The sequence below is a fragment of the Ereboglobus sp. PH5-10 genome (assembly GCF_029504735.1).
Lineage (GTDB): Bacteria > Verrucomicrobiota > Verrucomicrobiia > Opitutales > Opitutaceae > Ereboglobus.
The window spans coordinates 137953-157115 of record NZ_JAQFIP010000008.1 but is presented as its reverse complement, the minus strand read 5'-3'; the positions used below and the strand labels follow the sequence as shown (position 1 = coordinate 157115).

At 62.8% G+C, this 19163-nt stretch carries 9 protein-coding genes; 7 read left to right on the top strand and 2 right to left on the bottom strand.

The genetic code is table 11. The features are described 5' to 3' along the window. Positions 1 to 7: 7 nt before the first annotated feature. The 6 genes from ribD to gnpA all read left to right on the top strand — a co-directional run bounded on the left by ribD (position 8) and on the right by gnpA (position 10034). A complete protein-coding gene (ribD, locus tag M2447_RS08410; RefSeq protein ID WP_277558227.1) occupies positions 8 to 1189 on the top strand; it encodes a bifunctional diaminohydroxyphosphoribosylaminopyrimidine deaminase/5-amino-6-(5-phosphoribosylamino)uracil reductase RibD in 1182 nt (393 codons plus the stop codon). Next, the gene (gene rdgB / locus M2447_RS08405; protein WP_277558225.1) at positions 1164 to 1793 is read left to right on the top strand and encodes an RdgB/HAM1 family non-canonical purine NTP pyrophosphatase; all 630 of its coding nucleotides are present in this window, start codon (positions 1164 to 1166) and stop codon (positions 1791 to 1793) included. The genes ribD and rdgB overlap by 26 nt, the downstream gene beginning before the upstream one ends. Before the next feature lie 12 nt (positions 1794 to 1805). Further along, the gene (gene cysK / locus M2447_RS08400) at positions 1806 to 2765 is read left to right on the top strand and encodes a cysteine synthase A (RefSeq protein WP_277558223.1); all 960 of its coding nucleotides are present in this window, start codon (positions 1806 to 1808) and stop codon (positions 2763 to 2765) included. A 106-nt stretch (positions 2766 to 2871) separates the two neighbouring features. After that, a complete protein-coding gene (locus tag M2447_RS08395) occupies positions 2872 to 5385 on the top strand; it encodes a glycoside hydrolase family 3 N-terminal domain-containing protein (protein WP_277558222.1) in 2514 nt (837 codons plus the stop codon). A 185-nt stretch (positions 5386 to 5570) separates the two neighbouring features. After that, positions 5571 to 7769, top strand: coding sequence for a glycoside hydrolase family 88 protein (locus M2447_RS08390; RefSeq protein ID WP_277558221.1), 2199 nt, complete (start codon positions 5571 to 5573; stop codon positions 7767 to 7769). Between the two features lie 54 nt (positions 7770 to 7823). Next, positions 7824 to 10034, top strand: coding sequence for a 1,3-beta-galactosyl-N-acetylhexosamine phosphorylase (gene gnpA / locus M2447_RS08385; RefSeq protein ID WP_277558220.1), 2211 nt, complete (start codon positions 7824 to 7826; stop codon positions 10032 to 10034). Between the two features lie 79 nt (positions 10035 to 10113). On the opposite strand, the gene M2447_RS08380 is transcribed toward gnpA, so the two are convergent. Together M2447_RS08380 and M2447_RS08375 are read right to left on the bottom strand one after the other, a co-directional pair. Beyond that, a complete protein-coding gene (locus M2447_RS08380) occupies positions 10114 to 10746 on the bottom strand; it encodes a response regulator transcription factor (protein WP_108823678.1) in 633 nt (210 codons plus the stop codon). Next, positions 10721 to 13819 carry a sensor histidine kinase gene (locus M2447_RS08375; RefSeq protein WP_277558218.1) on the bottom strand — a complete coding sequence of 1033 codons (3099 nt, stop codon included), beginning with the start codon at positions 13817 to 13819 and terminating at the stop codon, positions 10721 to 10723. Before M2447_RS08375 ends, M2447_RS08380 begins: the two co-directional genes overlap by 26 nt. Before the next feature lie 176 nt (positions 13820 to 13995). On the opposite strand from M2447_RS08375, the gene M2447_RS08370 reads away from it, so the two are divergent. Beyond that, positions 13996 to 18852 carry a putative Ig domain-containing protein gene (locus M2447_RS08370; RefSeq protein ID WP_277558216.1) on the top strand — a complete coding sequence of 1619 codons (4857 nt, stop codon included), beginning with the start codon at positions 13996 to 13998 and terminating at the stop codon, positions 18850 to 18852. The last annotated feature ends 311 nt before the right edge of the window (positions 18853 to 19163 follow it).

Here is a 19163-nt window from a genome sequence, read left to right as displayed (position 1 = left end):
AATGAGCATGAACAAAGACGACCACCTCTCCTTCGCCCGGCACGAACACTTCATGCGGCGCGCGCTCGTGCTCGCGCGCAAGGCGTGGGGGCAAACGCATCCCAACCCGATGGTCGGCGCGCTCATCGTCGAGGACGGCGAAATCGTGGCCGAGGGATTTCATGCGAGTGACGGCATGCCGCACGCGGAGCGCGTGGCGTTGAATGCGCTGGGGCGCAAACCCAAGCCGGGGGCGACGCTTTATGTGACGCTTGAGCCGTGCTCGACGCACGGGCGCACGGGCGCGTGCTGCGACGCGATCCGCGAGGCGGGAATCGCGCGCGTGGTCGTGGGCGCGACCGATCCCAACCCGGTGCACGCCGGGCGCGGTTTCGGTGTGTTGCGCGAAGCGGGCGTCGAGGTGGTTTCGGGCGTGCTCGACGGCGAGTGCGAGGACCTGAACTTGATTTTCAACCACTCGATCCGCACGGACGGCGAGCCGTTGATCGCGGCAAAATCCGCCATGACGCTCGACGGCAAAATCGCGACGCGCTCGATGGAGTCGAAATGGATAACCGGGCCGGTCGCGCGCGAAAACGTGATGCGCTGGCGGCGGCTGTTCCCGGCGATCGCGGTCGGCGCGGGCACCGTGATCGCGGACAATCCGCGGCTGACCTCGCGCATTGAGGGCGAGCCGGAGTGGTGCCCGTGGCGCGTTGTGTTCGACGGTTTGCTGCGCACGGTCATGACGCAAAACATGCCCTCGCTTTACACCGACGAATTTCGCGACCGCACGATTGTCGTGACGACGCAGCACGGCGGGCTCGGTTATGTGCGCAAGCTGCGCGACCTGGGCGTGCGCGTGTGGTGCATGGACTCGCCGACGCAGCGCAGCTCGCTGGGCATGTTTCGCAAGCGCTGCGCCGGGGAAAAAATAACGGGTGTTTACCTGGAGGGCGGCGCGCAGCTGGTGAGCGAGTTTTTGCAGGAGCGGCAGATTGATTATCTCTTCACTTACACCGCGCCGATGCTGCTTGCCGACGACAAGGGGCGCTCCGCCTACTCGGGTTTGCGCACGGAGCATTTGACGCAGGCGGTGCGCATGGCCGATGTCCGGCACGAATCGCTGGGCGACGATTTCCTGATGCGCGGGCGCGCGGTCTATCCCGAAAAACTCAATGTCGATGAAACTGTATTTCGCCTCAGGTAACGCGCACAAGGCGCGGGAGTTTCAAGCGCTCGTCGATGCGGGCGAGCTGCGCGGCGCGGTCGAGATCGTTTCGGCGCGCGCGGTTGGCGGCATGCCGCGCGTGGAGGAGGACACGGGCGCGTTCATCGGCAACGCTCGAAAAAAGGCGCGGGCGTTGCGTGAAAAACTGCGGGCGCTTTCCCCGGATGCCGGCGCCTGGGTGCTTGCCGACGACAGCGGGTTGTGCGTTGACGCGCTTGGCGGCGCGCCGGGCGTGGAGTCGGCCTATTACGCGGGACCGCAGGGCGACAGCGCGGCGAACCTGGCGAAACTCGCGCGCGAAATGCGCGACGTTCCGGACGAAAAGCGCGGCGCGTATTTTGTCTGCGTGCTGTTTTTGATCGGGCCGGACGGCGTGGAGCATGTGTTCGAGGGGCGTTGCCCGGGGAGGCTGGTTCGCGAGCCGCGCGAGGGCGGCGGTTTTGGTTACGATCCGCTTTTTGCGCCGGAGGGTTTTTCGCGGACTTTTTCGGAGCTGGGCGACGCCGAAAAAAACAAACTCAGCCATCGCGCGCTCGCGTGGATTGAGATGGCGCGCTTCCTGAATACCGTCAAGGATCGCTGACACATCATCACAATGGAAAAAACGAATCCAGTGTTTCCCGACATCGTGGCCGCCACGGGCCGCACCCCGCTCGTGAAACTCAACCGCGTCGCGCAAGGGTTGGAGGCGAATGTTTTCCTGAAAATCGAATTCATGAATCCGCTTGCGAGCGTGAAGGATCGCGTCGCGCGCGCGATGATCGAGGCCGCCGAGACGCAGGGCAAGGTTGCTCAGGGCTCGGTGATCATCGAGCCGACATCCGGCAGCATGGGCGTTGCGCTGGCGCTCGTGTGCGCGCAACGCGGCTACAAGCTCATGCTGACGATGCCCGAGACGGCGCCGGTGGAGCGGCGGGTGTTATTGCGCATGCTGGGCGCGGAAGTCGTGCTGACGCCGGGCACCGGGGGAATGCCGGGCGCGATTCGTCGCGCTGGCGAGTTGCTGGCGGAGCACGGTCCGATGGCGTTCATGCCGCGGCAGTTTGAAAACCCGGCGAATCCCGAGGCGCACCGGCGGACGACGGCGCGGGAAATCTGGGATGCGCTCGGCGGCGAGGTCGATGCCTTTGTCGCCGGCGTGGGCACGGGCGGCACGATCACGGGCGTGTCGGAGACGATCAAGGCGATGCGTCCGGCGATGCGCGCGTTTGCGGTCGAGCCCGCGGCGAGCGCGGTGCTTTCCGGCGGCAAGCCGGGGCATCATTTGATTCAGGGGCTGGGCTGCGGATTCATTCCGAAAAATTGCAACCGCTCCGTGATCGACGAGGTGATCGCGGTAAGCGATGCGGACGCGATTGAAACCGTGCGCAAGCTGGCCGTGCTTGATGGAATCTTCGGGGGGCTTTCGACCGGGGCGAACGTATGGGCCGCATTGCGGATTGCCTCTCGAAAAGAGTTTGCCGGGAAAAACATCGTCACAATCGCCTGCAGCGGCGGCGAGCGATATCTGGACACGGAGCTGGCCGCGCAGGCGCGCCGCGAGGTGGTTGTGTAAGGGGCGGCGGGCGCGGTGAAAATTGGATGGTTGCTCGCCGCATTCTTACGCTCCGATTGCGCGCCCGCTTGTTTCGCCAGGCGATATCCCGTCCACTCGCGCTCGCATGACACCGACCACATTTCGCAACCTCGCGCTCCCCGCGTTTCTCGCCGCCCTTCTCATTTCTCCCGCAGTTTGCTCCGCCGCCGCTGACGCCGGCATTTTCGTCAACGCAAAACCCGCCACGCACACCTCGCCCGACATTTATCGCGACGGCTGGATCGACCTTAACAAGAACGGGGTCAAGGATGCCTACGAGGACCCCGCGCTTCCGCATGAGCGGCGAATTGAGGACCTTGTCGCGCGCATGACCCTTGAGGAAAAAACTGCGCAGATGGTCACTTGGTATGGTTACCCGCGCGTCGCCAAGGACGAGCTTCCCACGCCCGCCTGGGACACCGCGTTTTGGAAGGACGGCATCGGCAACATCGACGAGCACATGAACGGCAACACCGGCTGGACCAACTCCAACCCGACGCCCAAGCACGCGCTTCCCTGGTCGCTCCACGCCCGCGCCATCAACGAAGTCCAGCGCTGGTTCATTGAAAACACCCGTCTCGGCATTCCAGTCGATTTCACCAACGAGGGCATCCGGGGCCTCCTCCACTCCAATGCCACCGCGTTCCCGCACGAGATTTCCGTCGGCGCCACCTGGAACACCTCGCTCGTCCGCGAAATGGGGCGCGTTGTCGGACGCGAGGCGCGCGCGCTCGGCTACACCAACGTCTATTCGCCCGTCCTCGACGTCGCCCGCGATCCCCGCTGGGGCCGCATCGTCGAAAGTTTTTCCGAGGACCCGTTTCTCACCGGCGAGCTCGGCCTGCAACAAGTCCTCGGCATCCAGGAGCAAAACGTCGTCTCCACACTCAAGCATTTCGCCATTTACAGCATTCCGAAAGGCGGCCGCGACGGCCACGCCCGCACCGACCCGCAGGCAACCTGGCGCGAAGTTCAGACCATCTTCATGCCGCCCTTCAAGCGCGCCATCAAGGACGGCGGCGCGCTCGGGGTCATGTCGTCCTACAACGACTACGACGGCATCCCCGTCCAGGCCAGCAAGCGCTTCCTCACCGAAATCCTCCGCGGCGAATACGGTTTTCGCGGTTATGTTGTTTCCGACAGCGGCGCGGTTGAGTTCATTCATGGCAAACACCGCACCGCCGTCACGCCCGCCGACGCCATCCGCCAGTCCGTCGAGGCCGGCCTCAACATCCGCACCAACTTCACGCCTCCCGAAGCCTACGCCGAACCGCTCCGCCAGCTCGTGCGCGACGGCAGGCTCTCCATGGAAACAATCGACTCCCGCGTGCGCGACATTCTCCGCGTTAAATACTGGCTCGGCCTTTTCGACCGCCCCTATGTCGCCGCGCCCGATGCCGCCGAAAAAATCGTGCGCGCCCCCGCGCACATGGCGGTCGCCCGCCAGGCCGAGCGCGAAGGCATCGTCCTTCTCAAAAACGAAAACAACGTCCTCCCGCTCGACGCCAAAAAACTCAAGCGCGTGCTCGTCGCGGGTCCGCTCGCCGACGACAAGCATGGCTGGTGGTCGCGCTACGGCGCGCAACTGCTCGACTTCGTCACGCCGCTCGACGGCATCCGCGCCAAGCTCAGCAACGCGAATCCCGCCGTTGAAGTTCGCCACGCCAAGGGTGTTGACGTGAAGGACAAAAACTTTCCCGAAAGCGATGTTTACAAGGATGCTCCCGACGCCGAGGTGCGGGCCGGAATCGACGCCGCCGTGGCCGCCGCCAAGGATGTTGATATCATCATCGCCGCGCTCGGCGAAACCGACGACCTTTGCCGCGAATCCGCCAGCCGCATCAGCCTGAACCTTCCCGGTTATCAGGAGGAACTGATCAAGGCGCTCCACGCCACCGGCAAGCCCGTCATTCTCGTTCTCAGCAACGGCCGCCCCCTTTCGGTCAACTGGGCGGCGAAACACATTCCCGCCATCGTCGAAATGTGGCTGCCCGGCGAGGAGGGCGGCGGTGCAATTGCCGACGTGCTCTTTGGCGATTACAATCCCGCCGGACGCCTTCCCGTTACCTTCCCCAAAAGCGCCGGCCAGATTCAAATGAACTTTCCCGCGCATCCCGGCTCGCAAGACCGGGACTACGGCCAGGTTTCCGGCGTGCTCTGGCCCTTCGGTCACGGCCTCAGCTACACGACCTTCACTTACTCGAACTTAAAAATCACGCCCGCGGAGCAAGGCCCGCAAGGCCGCGTCGAGGTTTCGTGCGAGGTCACCAACTCGGGCTCCCGCGCGGGCGATGAAGTGGTGCAGCTCTACGTGCGCGACGATTACAGCAGCGTCGTTACCTTTGAGAAAGTTTTGCGCGGATTTGAGCGCGTCAACCTGGCCCCCGGTGAAACCAAGACCGTCCATTTCACGCTCAAACCCGAGCACCTCGCGCTATACGACAAACTCCACCAATGGACGGTTGAGTCGGGGCATTTCACGGTGATGGTCGGCGCGTCCTCGGAGGATATTCGCCTGCGCGGCGGCTTCGACATCATCGGCGGAGCCTTCGCGCGCGAAAAGCCCGCCGACGTTAAGGAAAGCGTTGATCCGCGCTGATTTCGCGAGCAAGGCCACAAACTCGCCAAGCGCTTGCGGCCGCGCCCAACGCGCCCGGGCGTCGAACATGACACGGTTCGCTTCTTACGGTCAGATGTGCGCCGCCTTGAGCCGAACCGCGCAAGACGGCCTTGTTCTCGCTTAATTGCGGTCACCCTGTAACGTAACATTTAACCACACATTTTATGGGATTCTATTTCGAGGACTTTCAAAGCATGCACGCCCACGAGGGCATGAATATTGAAAAGACATTGGAAGCCGTTGCCCGGAGATACATCGGGCAAAATCCGGCGCATCCGTTCACCTATCGCGCGTTCAGCAGGGCGGGCATTTTGCGGGGCAAGGACTATCGCTACGAAGCCGATTTCAATAAAAATTTTCCCAACGCAAAACTCGGCCAGTATGTGTATGCGTGGGCGAAAATCTGGGCCGACGCCGACAGTGCGATCAGGTTCGACATCGACTGCCACAGCCCCGTGCTCATCTACGTGAACGGCGAGCGGATTTTCCGCTCCGACATTTTTCAGGAGCGCTATTTCAACAAGCGCACGCCGCTCGAAATCGGCCTCAAGGCCGGCTGGAACCACTTTGTCGTGCGCGTGCGCAAAACACTCGGCGGCTTCGGCGCGGTTTACGGCACGTGGCTCGGCAAGCTGCCCTATTATTTTCTCGTTCCCGATCCTGCCCGCGAAGGGCAGGAGGGCTGGATTTTCACGGAGCCGCGCGACACCGAGCTCGATGTTATTCCCGGCGCGCCCGGCGCGCTCACACCCGGCGCGCTGCCTGAAAAGTTGAAATGGCTGCCGTCCGTCGCATGGGATTCCAAACAGCGCGCGCTCGGCCAAATGACGCGCCTCTTTGGCAAAACCAAAAACACCGCCGCGATCGGCTGGACGCGCGCGCAATTCCTCCTGCCCGGCAATGCCGCCTACGCGCTCAAGGGCCGGGCGCGCTCGAAACTTTCCGTCACGATCAATGGCGAGGTTGTTTACGCCACCGGCAAGGCCGGGCCGGTCAACGCCAGGGTGAGCGTGCCCTTCGGCATTCACGACATCATCGTGCGCGCCGAATGCACCGGCGGGGATTGGGGCTACGAACTCGCGCTCTCGCAGGCGGCGGGCAAAAACGAACCGCTCGTGTTTCTCAATCCGGCCAACATGACCGGCACCGGGGCGAAGTGGCTCTATCTCGGCCCGATTCCCGCCGGCGCGGAACTCGACCTCGACACACTCACCGACCTCAACAAGCTGCACGATTCCGCGAACGGCGGGCGCATTTACTGGCGTGTTGACGAACCGGACACATGGGTGCGCCCCTACAACGACAACGCGCTTTACGGCAAATGGAACTACCCGCTCGGCGTCACGCTTTACGGGCTTCTGCACGCCGGCGCGGCGATACACTCCGAGGATACGCGCCGTTATGTCGTGAACCATTTTCAGTCCTGCTGCGACACATACGACTACGCCATGTGGGATCGCGAGCAATACGGCGGCGCGACCAACGTCCATCATTTGCTCACCTCGCTTGATTCGCTGGACGATTGCGGCTCGGCGGGCTCGGCAATGCTCGAGGTTGCGAAATACTACGAGCTGCGCGGCAGCAGAAAAATTGCCGATGTCGTGGCCGATCACATCAGCAACAAGCAAGTCCGCCTGCCCGACGGCACCTTCTTCCGCAAAAACCTCATGCACACCTTCCATGAGGACACCATGTGGGCCGACGACCTTTACATGAGCGTGCCGTTCCTCGTGCGTTATTACCAGCTCACGAATGAGCGGAAATACATCGACGACGCGGCGCGCCAGTTCATCGGCTTCAAAAAGCACCTCTACATCCCGCGCCTGCGGCTCATGTCGCACGTCTATGATTTTATGCGCGGCAAGGCGACCGGCATTCCCTGGGGACGCGGCAACGGCTGGGTGCTTTTCTCGCTTTCCGAGCTGCTCGCCGTGCTGTCCGAGAAGCACAAGCTGCGTCCGCAACTGCTCGACTTTTTCCTCGAATTCAGCGCGGGCATCCTCGCGCAGCAGGACGCCGCGGGCATGTTTCACCAGGTTGTCAACGAGCACGATTCCTATCCCGAAACCTCGTGCACTGCGATGTTCATGTATGGGTTTTCGCGCGGCGTGCGGAATGGCTGGTATAAGGATCCCGCGCCCTACATCCGCGCCGCATACAGGGCGTGGGAGGCGATCAACAAAAACTCGATCGACAAATTCGGCAATGTTCACGGTGTTTGCCGGGGCTCGGAATTCTCGTTCCAGTCGGAGTATTACAAACGCGATCTCCTCTGGAACCTGAACGACACGCACGGCATCGGCATCGTCCTCCTCGCCGGCATCGAGCTCTGCAAACTGCGCGATTTTTTGCAGGAAGGGTAGGGCGTTTTTTGCGCCATCCACCACTCCCTTGATTCCGCGGGTATTCCCTTTGCCATGTCCACAACCATCCCTTCTTCCTCCGGCAGTTTCACGCTTCCCGGCGAGGCCGGCTTTGAACAGCTCACGCTCCGGCTCGCAAAAAAATGGGGCGCCGACACCATTCGCGACTCCGACGGCACGCAGCTTTCGCCGGAGATCACGCAATCCGGTTACTCGATTTATTCGACGATCTGCCTCGTGCGTTCGGTGCAGCCTTGGGCGCGCAAGAATCCGCACAAGCTCCAGCAAAATTTCCTCATGTCGAGGCCGGTCGTCGCGGCAAAATCGTCCGTCACGATTTCGCTGCTCGACGGTTATTACACCGAGCAGTTTGTCGTGAACTTCAAGGATTCGCCGAAACAATGGTGGCAGGTTTTTGACCGCACCACGGGCAGGGAAGTCGCGAATTCGAAGTGGAGCGTTGATCCGAAAAAAGGCGCGGTCACCATCACCGGCGCGACGCCCGGGCATCGCTACACGGTCAATTTTCTCGCGTTCCGCGTCTGGGAGGAAATCTCGATGTATAATCACCTCACCAACAACTGGGGTGACCGCGAGCATCTCTCCGCCGTCGATCCCATGCATCCGGAAACGCAAAAGGCGCTGCTCGCATATCTCGACGGCTGGCTGCGCGACCATGCCGACACGCGCGTCGTGCGCTTCACGTCGATGTTTTATAATTTAACGTGGTTCTGGGGCGCCGACCACAAACGCCTGCGCGATGTGTATACCGACTGGGCCGATTATGAGATGACCGTGAGCCCGCGCGCGCTGAAACTCTTCGAAGAAAAATACGGCTACAAGCTCACCTCCGAGGATTTCGTCAACGGCGGCCTCTACAATTCCACGCACAACGCCCCGACGCGCCGCTACCGCGACTACATGGCGTTCATGCACGACTTCGTGATCGAGTTTGGCCGCAAGTGCGTCGATCTCGTCCACAAGCACAAGAAGCTCGCCTACGTTTTTTACGACGACAACTGGATCGGCGTCGAGCCGAGCAGCCCGCGCTTCCATGAGTTCGGTTTCGACGGCCTCATCAAGTGCGTGTTCAACGCCTTCGAGGTTCGCCTCTGCGCGCACTCGCGCGGCGTGTCCACAAAAGAACTGCGCCTGCACCCGTATCTTTTCCCGACCGGATTGAAGGGCGAGCCCACCTTCCAAAAAGGCGGCGGCGGCAATCCCACGCTCGACGCGAAAAATTTCTGGATCGACGCGCGCCGCGGCATCGTGCGCGCGCCCATCGACCGCATCGGCCTCGGCGGCTATCTCTCGCTCGTCGAACCGTGGCCCGACTTCCAGGATTACATTGAAAAAGTGGCCAACGAATTCCGCCTGCTGAAATCATTCCACAAGGGCGACAAACCCCACGTCGCGCCGTTCAAGGTCGCCGTGCTCACCGCGTGGGGTGATCTGCGCGCGTGGACGTGCTCCGGCCACTTCATGGCCAACGTCGAGCTCTACCACGTGCTCGAGGCGCTCTCCGGGCTTCCGCTCGACGTGCAATTCATCAACCTCGACGACATCGCGCAAAACGGCGTGCCGCGCGGCGTGAAGGCGATCATCAACTGCGGACGCGCCGGCACCGCATGGAGCGGCGGCGCGCATTGGGCCGACCCGCGCGTCGAAACCGCGATCACGCAATACGTGCAACGCGGCGGCGGACTCATCGGCATCGCCGAGCCAAGCGCGCTTCCTCAGGCCGGACAAAACTTCCGCCTCGCGCGCGTGCTCGGACTCGATCGCGACAACGGCGAGCGCGTCGCCAACGGCCGCTACAAATACGACCTCTCTCCAAAACATTTTATCACCGAGGAATTGGCCGATGTGGCGCTCGATTTTGGCCCGAAGGAAATCGACAACATTTATGTTTTCGGCGGTGACACGCATGTGCACGCCGAGCGTCCCGGCGAAGCCTCGCCACGCCTCGCCACACACGCCTTCGGCAAGGGCCGCGCGGTGTATATGAGCGGGTTCAAGTTTACCTACGAAAACACGCGCCTGTTGCACCGCGCGCTTTTCTGGGCCGCCGCGCACGAGGCAAAGTGGGGCGTGTGGCACTCTGAAAACCTCAACACCGAGGCGACGTATTTTCCGAAGCGCAAAAAGCTCGTCGTCATCAACAACGCCGGCACGCCGCAAGCCACGCGCATCACGCTCGCCAACGGCAGGACGGCGAAGACGGTCAACCTCGAAGCGCACGGCATCGCGATTCTGGACATGTGAGTCGGGGATGTTGCGGCTCACCGGGACGGTTCGCCCTACCCAAAGGCATTTCCTCGCGACAATTTAAACCGAAACAACTTTAACCGAAATATTTGTTCACGGCCTCCATGCGGGAGTGCACGTGGAGCTTGTCGTAGATGCTGCGCAGGTGGCTGTTCACGGTTTGCACGCCGATGCCGCATTGCGCGGCGATTTCCTTTGCGGAGAGTCCGCGCGCGGCCATTTGCAGGATTTCGATTTCGCGCAGGGTAAGCGGATCGTCGAGGCTTTGGCTGGCGCTCACGGGTTTGTCCTTGTGAAAAAACTGGATGACCTTGCGCGCGATTTCGCCGGTCATGGGCACTTCGCCCTTTGAAAGATTTCTAAGCGCGGCGAGAAGCTCTTCCGATGACGAGCGTTTGAGGAGGTAGCCGCTCGCGCCGGCTTCGAGCGCCTTGAAGATTTCGTCAGTCTCCTCGTAGATTGTCAGGATGAGAACCTCGGTTTTGGGAAGGACGCGCTTGATGTGGGCGGTGGCCTGAATGCCCGAGCCGTCGGGCAGGTTGATGTCCATGATGACGACGTCCGGCTGCGCCTCGGGAATGCGCGCGAGGGCGCTTCGGTAGTTGCGGCACACGCAGGCGAGTTCCATGTCGGGCGCGCGCGTGATTATGCGGGAGAGCTCCTCCGCGATCTCGGATCGGTCTTCAACAATGGCGACTTTGAGTGGCATCCGGGTTTTTTGGCTGGGGGTTCGCCCCGCCTCCGTATTGGGGCGGGCGGCATTTGAGAGGCGAGTCTATTGTGATCGTCGAACCATTCCCCGGATTGCTTGTTATGTCAACACGTCCCCCAATCTCAGCCATGCGCGTCCGCATATTGTAGAGGCCGTTGCCCTCGTTGTTTTCGGGCGCGTTCGGATCGAAGCCCCGTCCGTCGTCGGCAATGACGAGGCGAAAACGCTCGTTTTCGACACTCATGGTGATGGTGGCGCGCGCGGCTTGCGAATGTTTGAGGATATTGTTCAGCACTTCCTTTGCGATGGACAGGATGTTGTGGCGGGCTTCGGGCGTGATTGGCAGGTCAGGGATGGTGTGCGCGCCATCGGCGGTGCACAGGATTGGCGTGCCGGCGAGATGGCGCTGGGCATAGCGCACTATGTATGCGGCGAGCTGCTGCCAGGAATCATTTTGCGGGTTTACAGTCCAAACAACGCCGTGAAGATCCTCCACAAGGTAGTGCGACTGGGTGACCAGGTTTTGCGCGAGCTCCTTCACCGGGGTCGGTTCGTCCTCGCGGAGCAGGCTGTCGGCGATGTATCCGATTTTGGTGACACGGCCGCCGAGCTCGTCGTGCAAGTCGCGCGCGATGCGCGTGCGTTCGCGCTCCAGAGCGTGCTCGTGCTCGAGGCGGCGGAGGCGCTGCTTGAGGAGGCGGTTGGAAACCTTGAGCGCGATCCACGAGACGAGCGCGACGCAGGCGAAGGCAAGGATCGCGCGAAACCACACGGTCTGCCACCACGCGGCCGCGACGATGATGACGAGGGAGGTTTCGGCGCGGCTCGCGCCGCCGTCGCCGTTGATCGCCTCGACGCGGAACACGTAGCGTCCTGGCCGGAGGTTGGGGTAGGCGCAGTGGAGTTCGCCGGTGGCGTCGTTCCAGTCTATGTCGAAACCCTCGAGTATGCGTCGCACGCGCACGCGTCCGGGATTTGAAAAATCGAGCGCGGCGAAATGCAGCTCGAGCTGCCCGACGCCGGGGCCTATGTGGACGGGACCCTTTGCGGGCACGGGCGCGGGGGCGCCGTCGACGAGGATGCCGTCGATGTAAACGGGGAGCGGCCTGGGTGTTTCGGGCGGACGCACGGCGTCGAAACCGACAACGCCGCGATAGGTGACAAACCACAGGTTGCCGTCGCGGTGCTTCCACGCCATGGGCTGGATGCCGACCATGCCGGAGATTCCCTCGAGATTGTCGTCGCGCCCGAAGAGCGTGGCGTTGACGGGGGAGCCGGGCGCGTCCGCCGCGGCCAGTAGTTGTTTTATGGATACATGAAAAATGCCGCGACGGCTGCTCACCCAGAGGCGTCCGTAGCCGTCGGCGATGACCTGGTTGATGATGTTGTCAGGCAGGCCGTCGGCCTGGGTGAAGAGGCGCGGGGCGGCGCCGCGCCAGAGGACGAGGCCGCTGGTGGTGCCGAGCCAGAGGTTGTTTTCGGAATCGACGAAGAGCGTGTGCAATTGCGCGTCTCGGGCACCGCGGGGGAGTTGTTGCGCGATGAACTTTTTTTTCCCGGCGGGCGCGTTTTCGCGCACTTGGTAGAGCAGGCCTTTTTCCATGGCCACCCAGATTTCGCGGCCTTTCGGTGTCTTGCGCTCGGCGATGCTGGCCACTCGCGAACCGGGAAAGCCGTCTTGCGCGGTGAATTCGTGCACCACGCCGTTTTTTATGACGGCGAATTTTGAGGATGCCCAGCTCAGCCAGAGGTTTCCGTTGGAATCGCAGAAGAGGGTTTGGATGCCGCGCAGCGCCGGATTGACGTGATGCAGGACGCGCTGTCCGTCGTCCGCCTTGACGGGTGTTGAATACAGGCCGCTTGCCGTTCCGACCCAGATGGTGCCGCGCTGATCCGCGCAGACGTTGATGACAAAGGGCATGTTGCGGGTGGGGGCTTTTATGACGGTGATTTCGCCGTTCTCGACGCGCACGAGCCCGCCCGCCTGGTTGGCGCACCAAAGCGCGCCGGTTTCGTCAATGCTCACCGATGTGCTCACGTCCATGGGCAGGCCGGCGTCGCTGTTCAGTATCACGTGGCGGTTTGGTTTCAGGTGGACGAGCCCGGCTGCGTAGATGCCGAGCCAGATGTCGTTGTTGATGTCCTCGTTGATGGCGTGCACGCGGTCGTATCGAAGCGCCAGGGGCTTCAGGTGTCCGTCGATTAGGCGCAGCACGCCGTCGCGCCGGGTTGCGAGCCAGAGCACGCCGTCCTTGCCTTCATAAAAATGCTGAAGCCCGGCGCGCGCCATGGGCCAGTCCTTGCCGGAGAGCACGACATTCCAGGTGCCGCGTGTCGTGTCGAAGCGCGCGAGGTTGTCGCGGCTCGCGACCCAAAGCCCGCCGGCGCGCGCCTTGGTTATCATGACCGAGCGGGGATTTTGTTTTTCGTAGCGATGCAGTTCGCCGTCCTCATACCAGCCGAAAAAATCGCCGCCTGCCACCCAGGTGCGGTTGTTTTCATCGCTCACGAAACAGAAGGTGGAATTGCGCCGGGTGACGCCCGCCCCGGTGCCGAAGATTTCCATGGCGCCCGCGCCGCCGGCTTCCGACCAGCGCATGATCGACGGCGAGTCCGTGCCGATCCAGACGGCGCCGGTGTGATCCACCGCGAGGTCGCGCGGCGTGATGTTGGCGAGGTGCTCATTCGCCGGATGCAGTTCGTATTTTCCGTTGCGCAGGCGGAGGATTTTGTTCGCCGCGTTGAGCAGCAGGATTGTGTTTTCATCCTCGATCGCGAGGGCGCGGATGTTGTAGCGGCTGCGGGCGAACTCCTCCGGCATCGGGTATTCGACAAAGTTTCTCCCGTCGAAGCGCGCCAGGCCGCCCAGCGTGCCTATCCACAGGAAGCCGCGCGAGTCGCGCACGATGTTGTTGATGCCGTTGTGGGGCAGCCCGTCCTCGACGAACCAGTTGTGTATGATGAACTCGGGATTGGTGTCGCCGGACTGCGGAAAATTCGCAATCGGCACATGCGCCGCGCGAGACATCAGGGCCGCGGTGAAAAGAAGAAGGAGGGTGATCGAACGCATGATCGGGGTGTGCATTTATTTCACTCTGACAGAGCGCGGTTTTTTTATCATCCCTAAAAATAGGGGTGCGGGGCACCATGCGCGATTTGGTATTTTGTGCGGACAAGATCAACTCTCGACCCCGTTTCGCAACACGTCCCCGCCCCGATTCGCGCCTCCGAATTTTTCAAAAAACCATGCGTATTAAAACAACCATCCCCGCCGCGCCTGTTTTCAGGCAGGTTTTCCTCATCGCAAAAACATTCCTGCTCGCAGCCTCCTCCGCGCTGCTTTTGCAGGGAAGCGTCTTCGCTCAAAACGCGACGCTGACCTGGACCGGCGCGACCGACGGCAACTGGAACTCGACATCGCAAAACTGGACCGACAACGGCGCGCCCGCGACATTCCTCAATGGCGACGCGGTCGTCTTCGACGACACGTCGAGCACCGCGACGATCGCAATCCCCGGCGCGGTTTCGCCCGGATCGATCACCGTGGACACGACGCGCGCGCTGACCTTCGCGCCCTCCGCCGGCGGCGGGCTTTCCGGCAGCATGCCGCTGCTCAAGAAGGGCGCCGGCACGCTGGCGTTCACCGCCACGAACACGGCGTTCACCGGCACGAGCACGGTGGAGGCGGGGACGCTGCAAATTTTTTATCCCGGGGTCAACTACACCACATCGTTTTTCGGTCCGGTTGTTTTGGCGGGCGGAACGCTCACGATGGACGCCTCGACCTCCATCGTTCTCGACCACGCGATCCTCATCCCCGAGGGGCAAACGGGTGAGATGCGGACCGGCCGCGCCACGCGCATCGGCGGAGCCGTGACCGGTTCGGGCACGTTCACGATTACAGCCGGAAACACGCTCGATATTTATGGCGAATCGTTCGCCAACTTTTCCGGCGAGCTGCGCCTCAACACCACTTCGGCCACGGTCAGGCAGTTTCGCCATCTCAACGGCACCAATGGTTACGCGGCCTCCACCGGCGCCGAGCTGGCCGGCGCAAATGTAATACTCAACAATGTCTACATCGAGCCGCATGGTAGCGGTGCATCGACCGGCACGATTAGCTTTGGCGCGCTGGGCAACGTCATTGGCACCGAAAGACTCGTCGCCCGCCCCGCCAACGGCACGACGGTTTTTGCCATCGGCGCGCGAAATCTCGACACCGTTTTCAGCGGAACCATCGAGAACAAAACGGCCGCGCAAATCGCCGCCCTCACCAAGGTCGGCACCGGCATGTTCACGCTCAGCGGCGCGAGCACCTACACGGGCGCGACCACGGTCAGCGCGGGCGCGCTTCACCTCACCGGGCATCTTTCCGGCGCGAGCGCGGTCACGGTCGCGGGCGCTGGCGCGTTTGGCGGCTCCGGCACGAGCACGGGCGCGGCAACTTTTGCGGACGGTTCCACGCTTCTCGCCGATGCCACCGATGCGGGCGCGCTCGCCACTTTCAATGTCGGCGGCGCCGTCGCGCTCGGCTCCATCCTCAAGGTCACGCCTGTCGTCCCCGAGGGTGTCACGCTGGTTCCCGGCACCTACACAATTCTTCAGGCCGGCGGCGGCATCACCGGCTCGCCGTTGTTTATTTGGGATGAATCCGCCGCGCCGGGATTTGTCGCCAGCATCACCATTGTCGATGCGAACAAAATCCAGGCCGTCGTATCCGTTGATTCCGGCGGCCCGCGCCCGGTCATCACCAGTGAGCTCGTTGTCACGGGCAATTATCGCGACGCCTTCAGTTACACAATCACCGCCGACAATTCGCCCACTTCCTTCGCCGCGGCAAATCTTCCAGAAGGCTGGTCGATCAACACCGCCACTGGCGAAATCACTGGCGACATCAAAACCACAAACCCCATTGCCCTGACCATTGTCGCGATCAATGGCAACGGCGTCACCACGGCCACTCTCACCATTTCCGTCGAGGGCGCCACGGGGCCGTTCGACTGGTATGTCGCGCCCGACGGCGACGACAGCGCCACCGGCACGCTCTCGCGCCCCTTCGCCACCATCCAGCGCGCGCAGGAAGCCGTCTCGCCCGGCGAAACCGTTTACATTCGCGGCGGCACCTACGCCATGCGGGACTCGCAGATCGCGGCATACAGCGGCGTTTTCGCCTACGTCACCAACCTCACCAAAAGCGGGTCGAGCGGCAGCCCGATCACCTACGCCGCGTATCAGGATGAAAAGCCCGTCTTCGACATGAGCGCGGTCAACCCCGCCGGCTACCGCATCCACGTCTTCAGCCTCAAGGGCTCCTGGATACACATTCGCGGCCTCGAAGTCATCGGCGTGCAAGTGAACATCACCACGCACACCCAATCCATCTGCTTCGAGGTCACCGGCAACGACAACATCCTCGAACACCTCTCCATGCACGACGGCAAGGCCATCGGCGTTTACATGTCCGGCAGCGCCGCGCGCAACCTCGTGCTCAACTGCGACGCCTACAACAACTGGGACGACGTTTCCGAAGGCGGCGCGGGTGGAAACGTGGACGGTTTCGGCTGCCATGGAAACGGCGAGGGCAATATCTTCCGCGGCTGCCGCGCCTGGTATAACAGCGACGACGGCTTCGACTGCATTAACCAAAACCAAGCCGTCCTCTTCGAAAACTGCTGGGCCCTTTACAACGGATACAGCAAGGACGGCGTCTCCCGCGGCGACGGCACCGGCTTCAAGGCCGGCGGCTACGGCATCAGCGATTCCGTCGTGCCCGATCCCATCCCGCGCAACACCGTGCGCAACAGCATCGCCGTTAAAAACAAACGCGGCTTCTACGCCAACCATCACCCCGGCGGCGGTGACTGGTATAACAACAGCGCGTATCAAAACGGCTCCGACTACAACTTCCTCTGCTACCAACCCAACAGCGATTCGTCCCTCCCGGGCGTTGATGTCCCCGGCACGGGACACGTCATCCGCAACAACCTCAGCCACGGAAACCCGCTGAACAGAATACTCAGCAACCTCGCCGACACCGGAAACACGATGGATCACAACGTCATCCCGACCGCCGCCGAACCCGCGCAACTCGCCGACACCGAATTTGAGAGCGTCGATTTCACGCAACTCATGACGCTCCCCCGCAAGGCCGGCGGCGACCTGCCGGACATCACCTTCCTGAAACCCAAGCTCGGCAGCGCCCTGATCGACGCCGGCGTCGATGTCGGCCTCCCGTATTCAGGTCTCGCGCCCGACATCGGCGCGCATGAAAACACCGTGCCCGTCATCACCAGCGCGCTCACCGCCTCGGCCGCGCAAGGCGTCGCCTTCACCTACACCATCACCGCGCTCAACACCCCGGTCGGCTACGCGGCCGCAAGCCTGCCCGCCGGCCTCTCCATCGACACCGCGACCGGCGTCATCAGCGGCACGCCCACCGTGAGCGGCAACTTCGACATCACGCTCTCCGCAACCAACGCCGCCGGCGAAACGGGCACGGCCACGCTCGCCTTGTCCGTCGTCGCGCCCGCGCTGCCCGTCTTTGATGCCGGCGACACCTTCGCCATCAACGGCGTGACGGGCGAAACCTTCGAATACGCCATCGCGATCACCAGCGATTCGCCCGTGACCTTTTCCGCCACCGCATTGCCCGACGGCCTCGACTTCGATCCGTTGACCGGCGTCATCAGCGGCGCGCCGACCGTCACCGGCACCTTCACCGTCACGATCACCGCCACCAACGCCGGCGGCCCCGTCACGCAACAAATCACATTCACCATCGGCGGCCAGACCGCGCTCGTCGCCCTCGCGGGCGGCGCGCCCAACCCCGGCGACTCGGACGGCCAGGCCATCTACGCCCGTTTCAACACCCCCGGTTCCATCACCGCGCACACCGACGGAAAACTCTACGTCGCCGACACGCTCAACAACGCCATCCGCTCCGTCGATTCGCTCGGCAACGTCACCAAGCACACCGCCGCGCTCTCGCGTCCCGCCGCCATTGTCTCCGCCGGCGCCTCGCTCATCGTGGCCGACACCAACGCCATCCTCGCGTTCGACCCCGCCACCTCGCAACTCACCACGCTCGCCACCGGAATCACACAACCCGCCGGCCTCGCCCGCGACGCAGCCGGAAACCTCTACATCGCGAGCGCCGCGCGCCACGTCGTCTACAAACTCGCCGCCGGATCGGACACCGCGACCGTGCTCGCCGGCGAGCTCGACACATCCGGCACGGCGGACGGCGACTCCGAGACCGCGCGCCTCAATTCGCCCGCCGGCCTCGCCCTCGACGCCGCCGGCCAGCTCTACGTCGCCGACACGCTCAACAGCGCCATCCGCAAAATCGACACGACCACAGGCGACATCACCACCATCGCCGGCCAGCCCGGCGCGAGCGGCACCGCCAACGGCCTCGCGCCCGACGCCCGCTTCAACAAGCCGAAAGGACTCGTCGCCGACGCCATCGGCAACCTCTACATCGCCGACACCGGCAACCACGCCATCCGCCGCCTCGACATCCTTTCCGGCATCGTCACCACAAGCGCCGGCCTCGCCGGAACCCCCGGCACGGACGACGGCTTTGGCTCCGCCGCCCGGCTCAGGCAACCCGCGGACCTCGCCATCGACTCCGCCACGGGGGAAATCTACGTGGCCGACACCGGCAACCACGCCATCCGCCTCTATCTCGACAGCCCGCGCCTGTTGAAACACCCCGAGGACATCTCGGTCGAGGAAGGCTCTGCGGCGACCTTCACCGTGCTCGCCATCGGCGCGCCGAATCCGGACTACCAATGGTATAAGGACGGCGCGATCATCGCCAGCGCGACCGCCTACACCCACACGATGGCCGCCGCGCAAACGGCGGACGAAGGCAAGTATTCGGTGATTATTACCAACGAAATCGGCACACTCACCAGCAACACCGCCACGCTGACGGTCACGGCCTCGACGAGCGGCACCAACAGCGGCACGACCGCCCCGCCTCCGACCGGTGACGACACCGACAAGGGTGGGGGAGGGGGCGGCGGCGGCGCGCCGGGCCTCCTCTATCTCGCCGCGCTCGCGCTCCTCGCCACGTTCCGCCGTCTGCGGGCAGCTTGATCCGTTTTGTGACGCGGCGGGATTTGCGGTTTGGTTGGCACACGAAAAAAATAAAATGCGGAGAAAAGCCTAAAAAAGGGGAAGCAAACAGGCTGACCTCGTCTGGTATTATATAAACATCTTTTTTCCCCGTTCCCTTCGTGACTCACCCCCGAGCGCATGTGCGTCTTCGCATTCGAAAAAGCCCTTTTGTTTTGGCCTGTCCACTCGATCCTTTGGGCGCGGGGATGTTCTTACTGTCAACCCGACATCCCTAAAATTAGGGAGCAATGGGCAATGGGTATGTTGGTATTTTGATAAAAACGAAATTC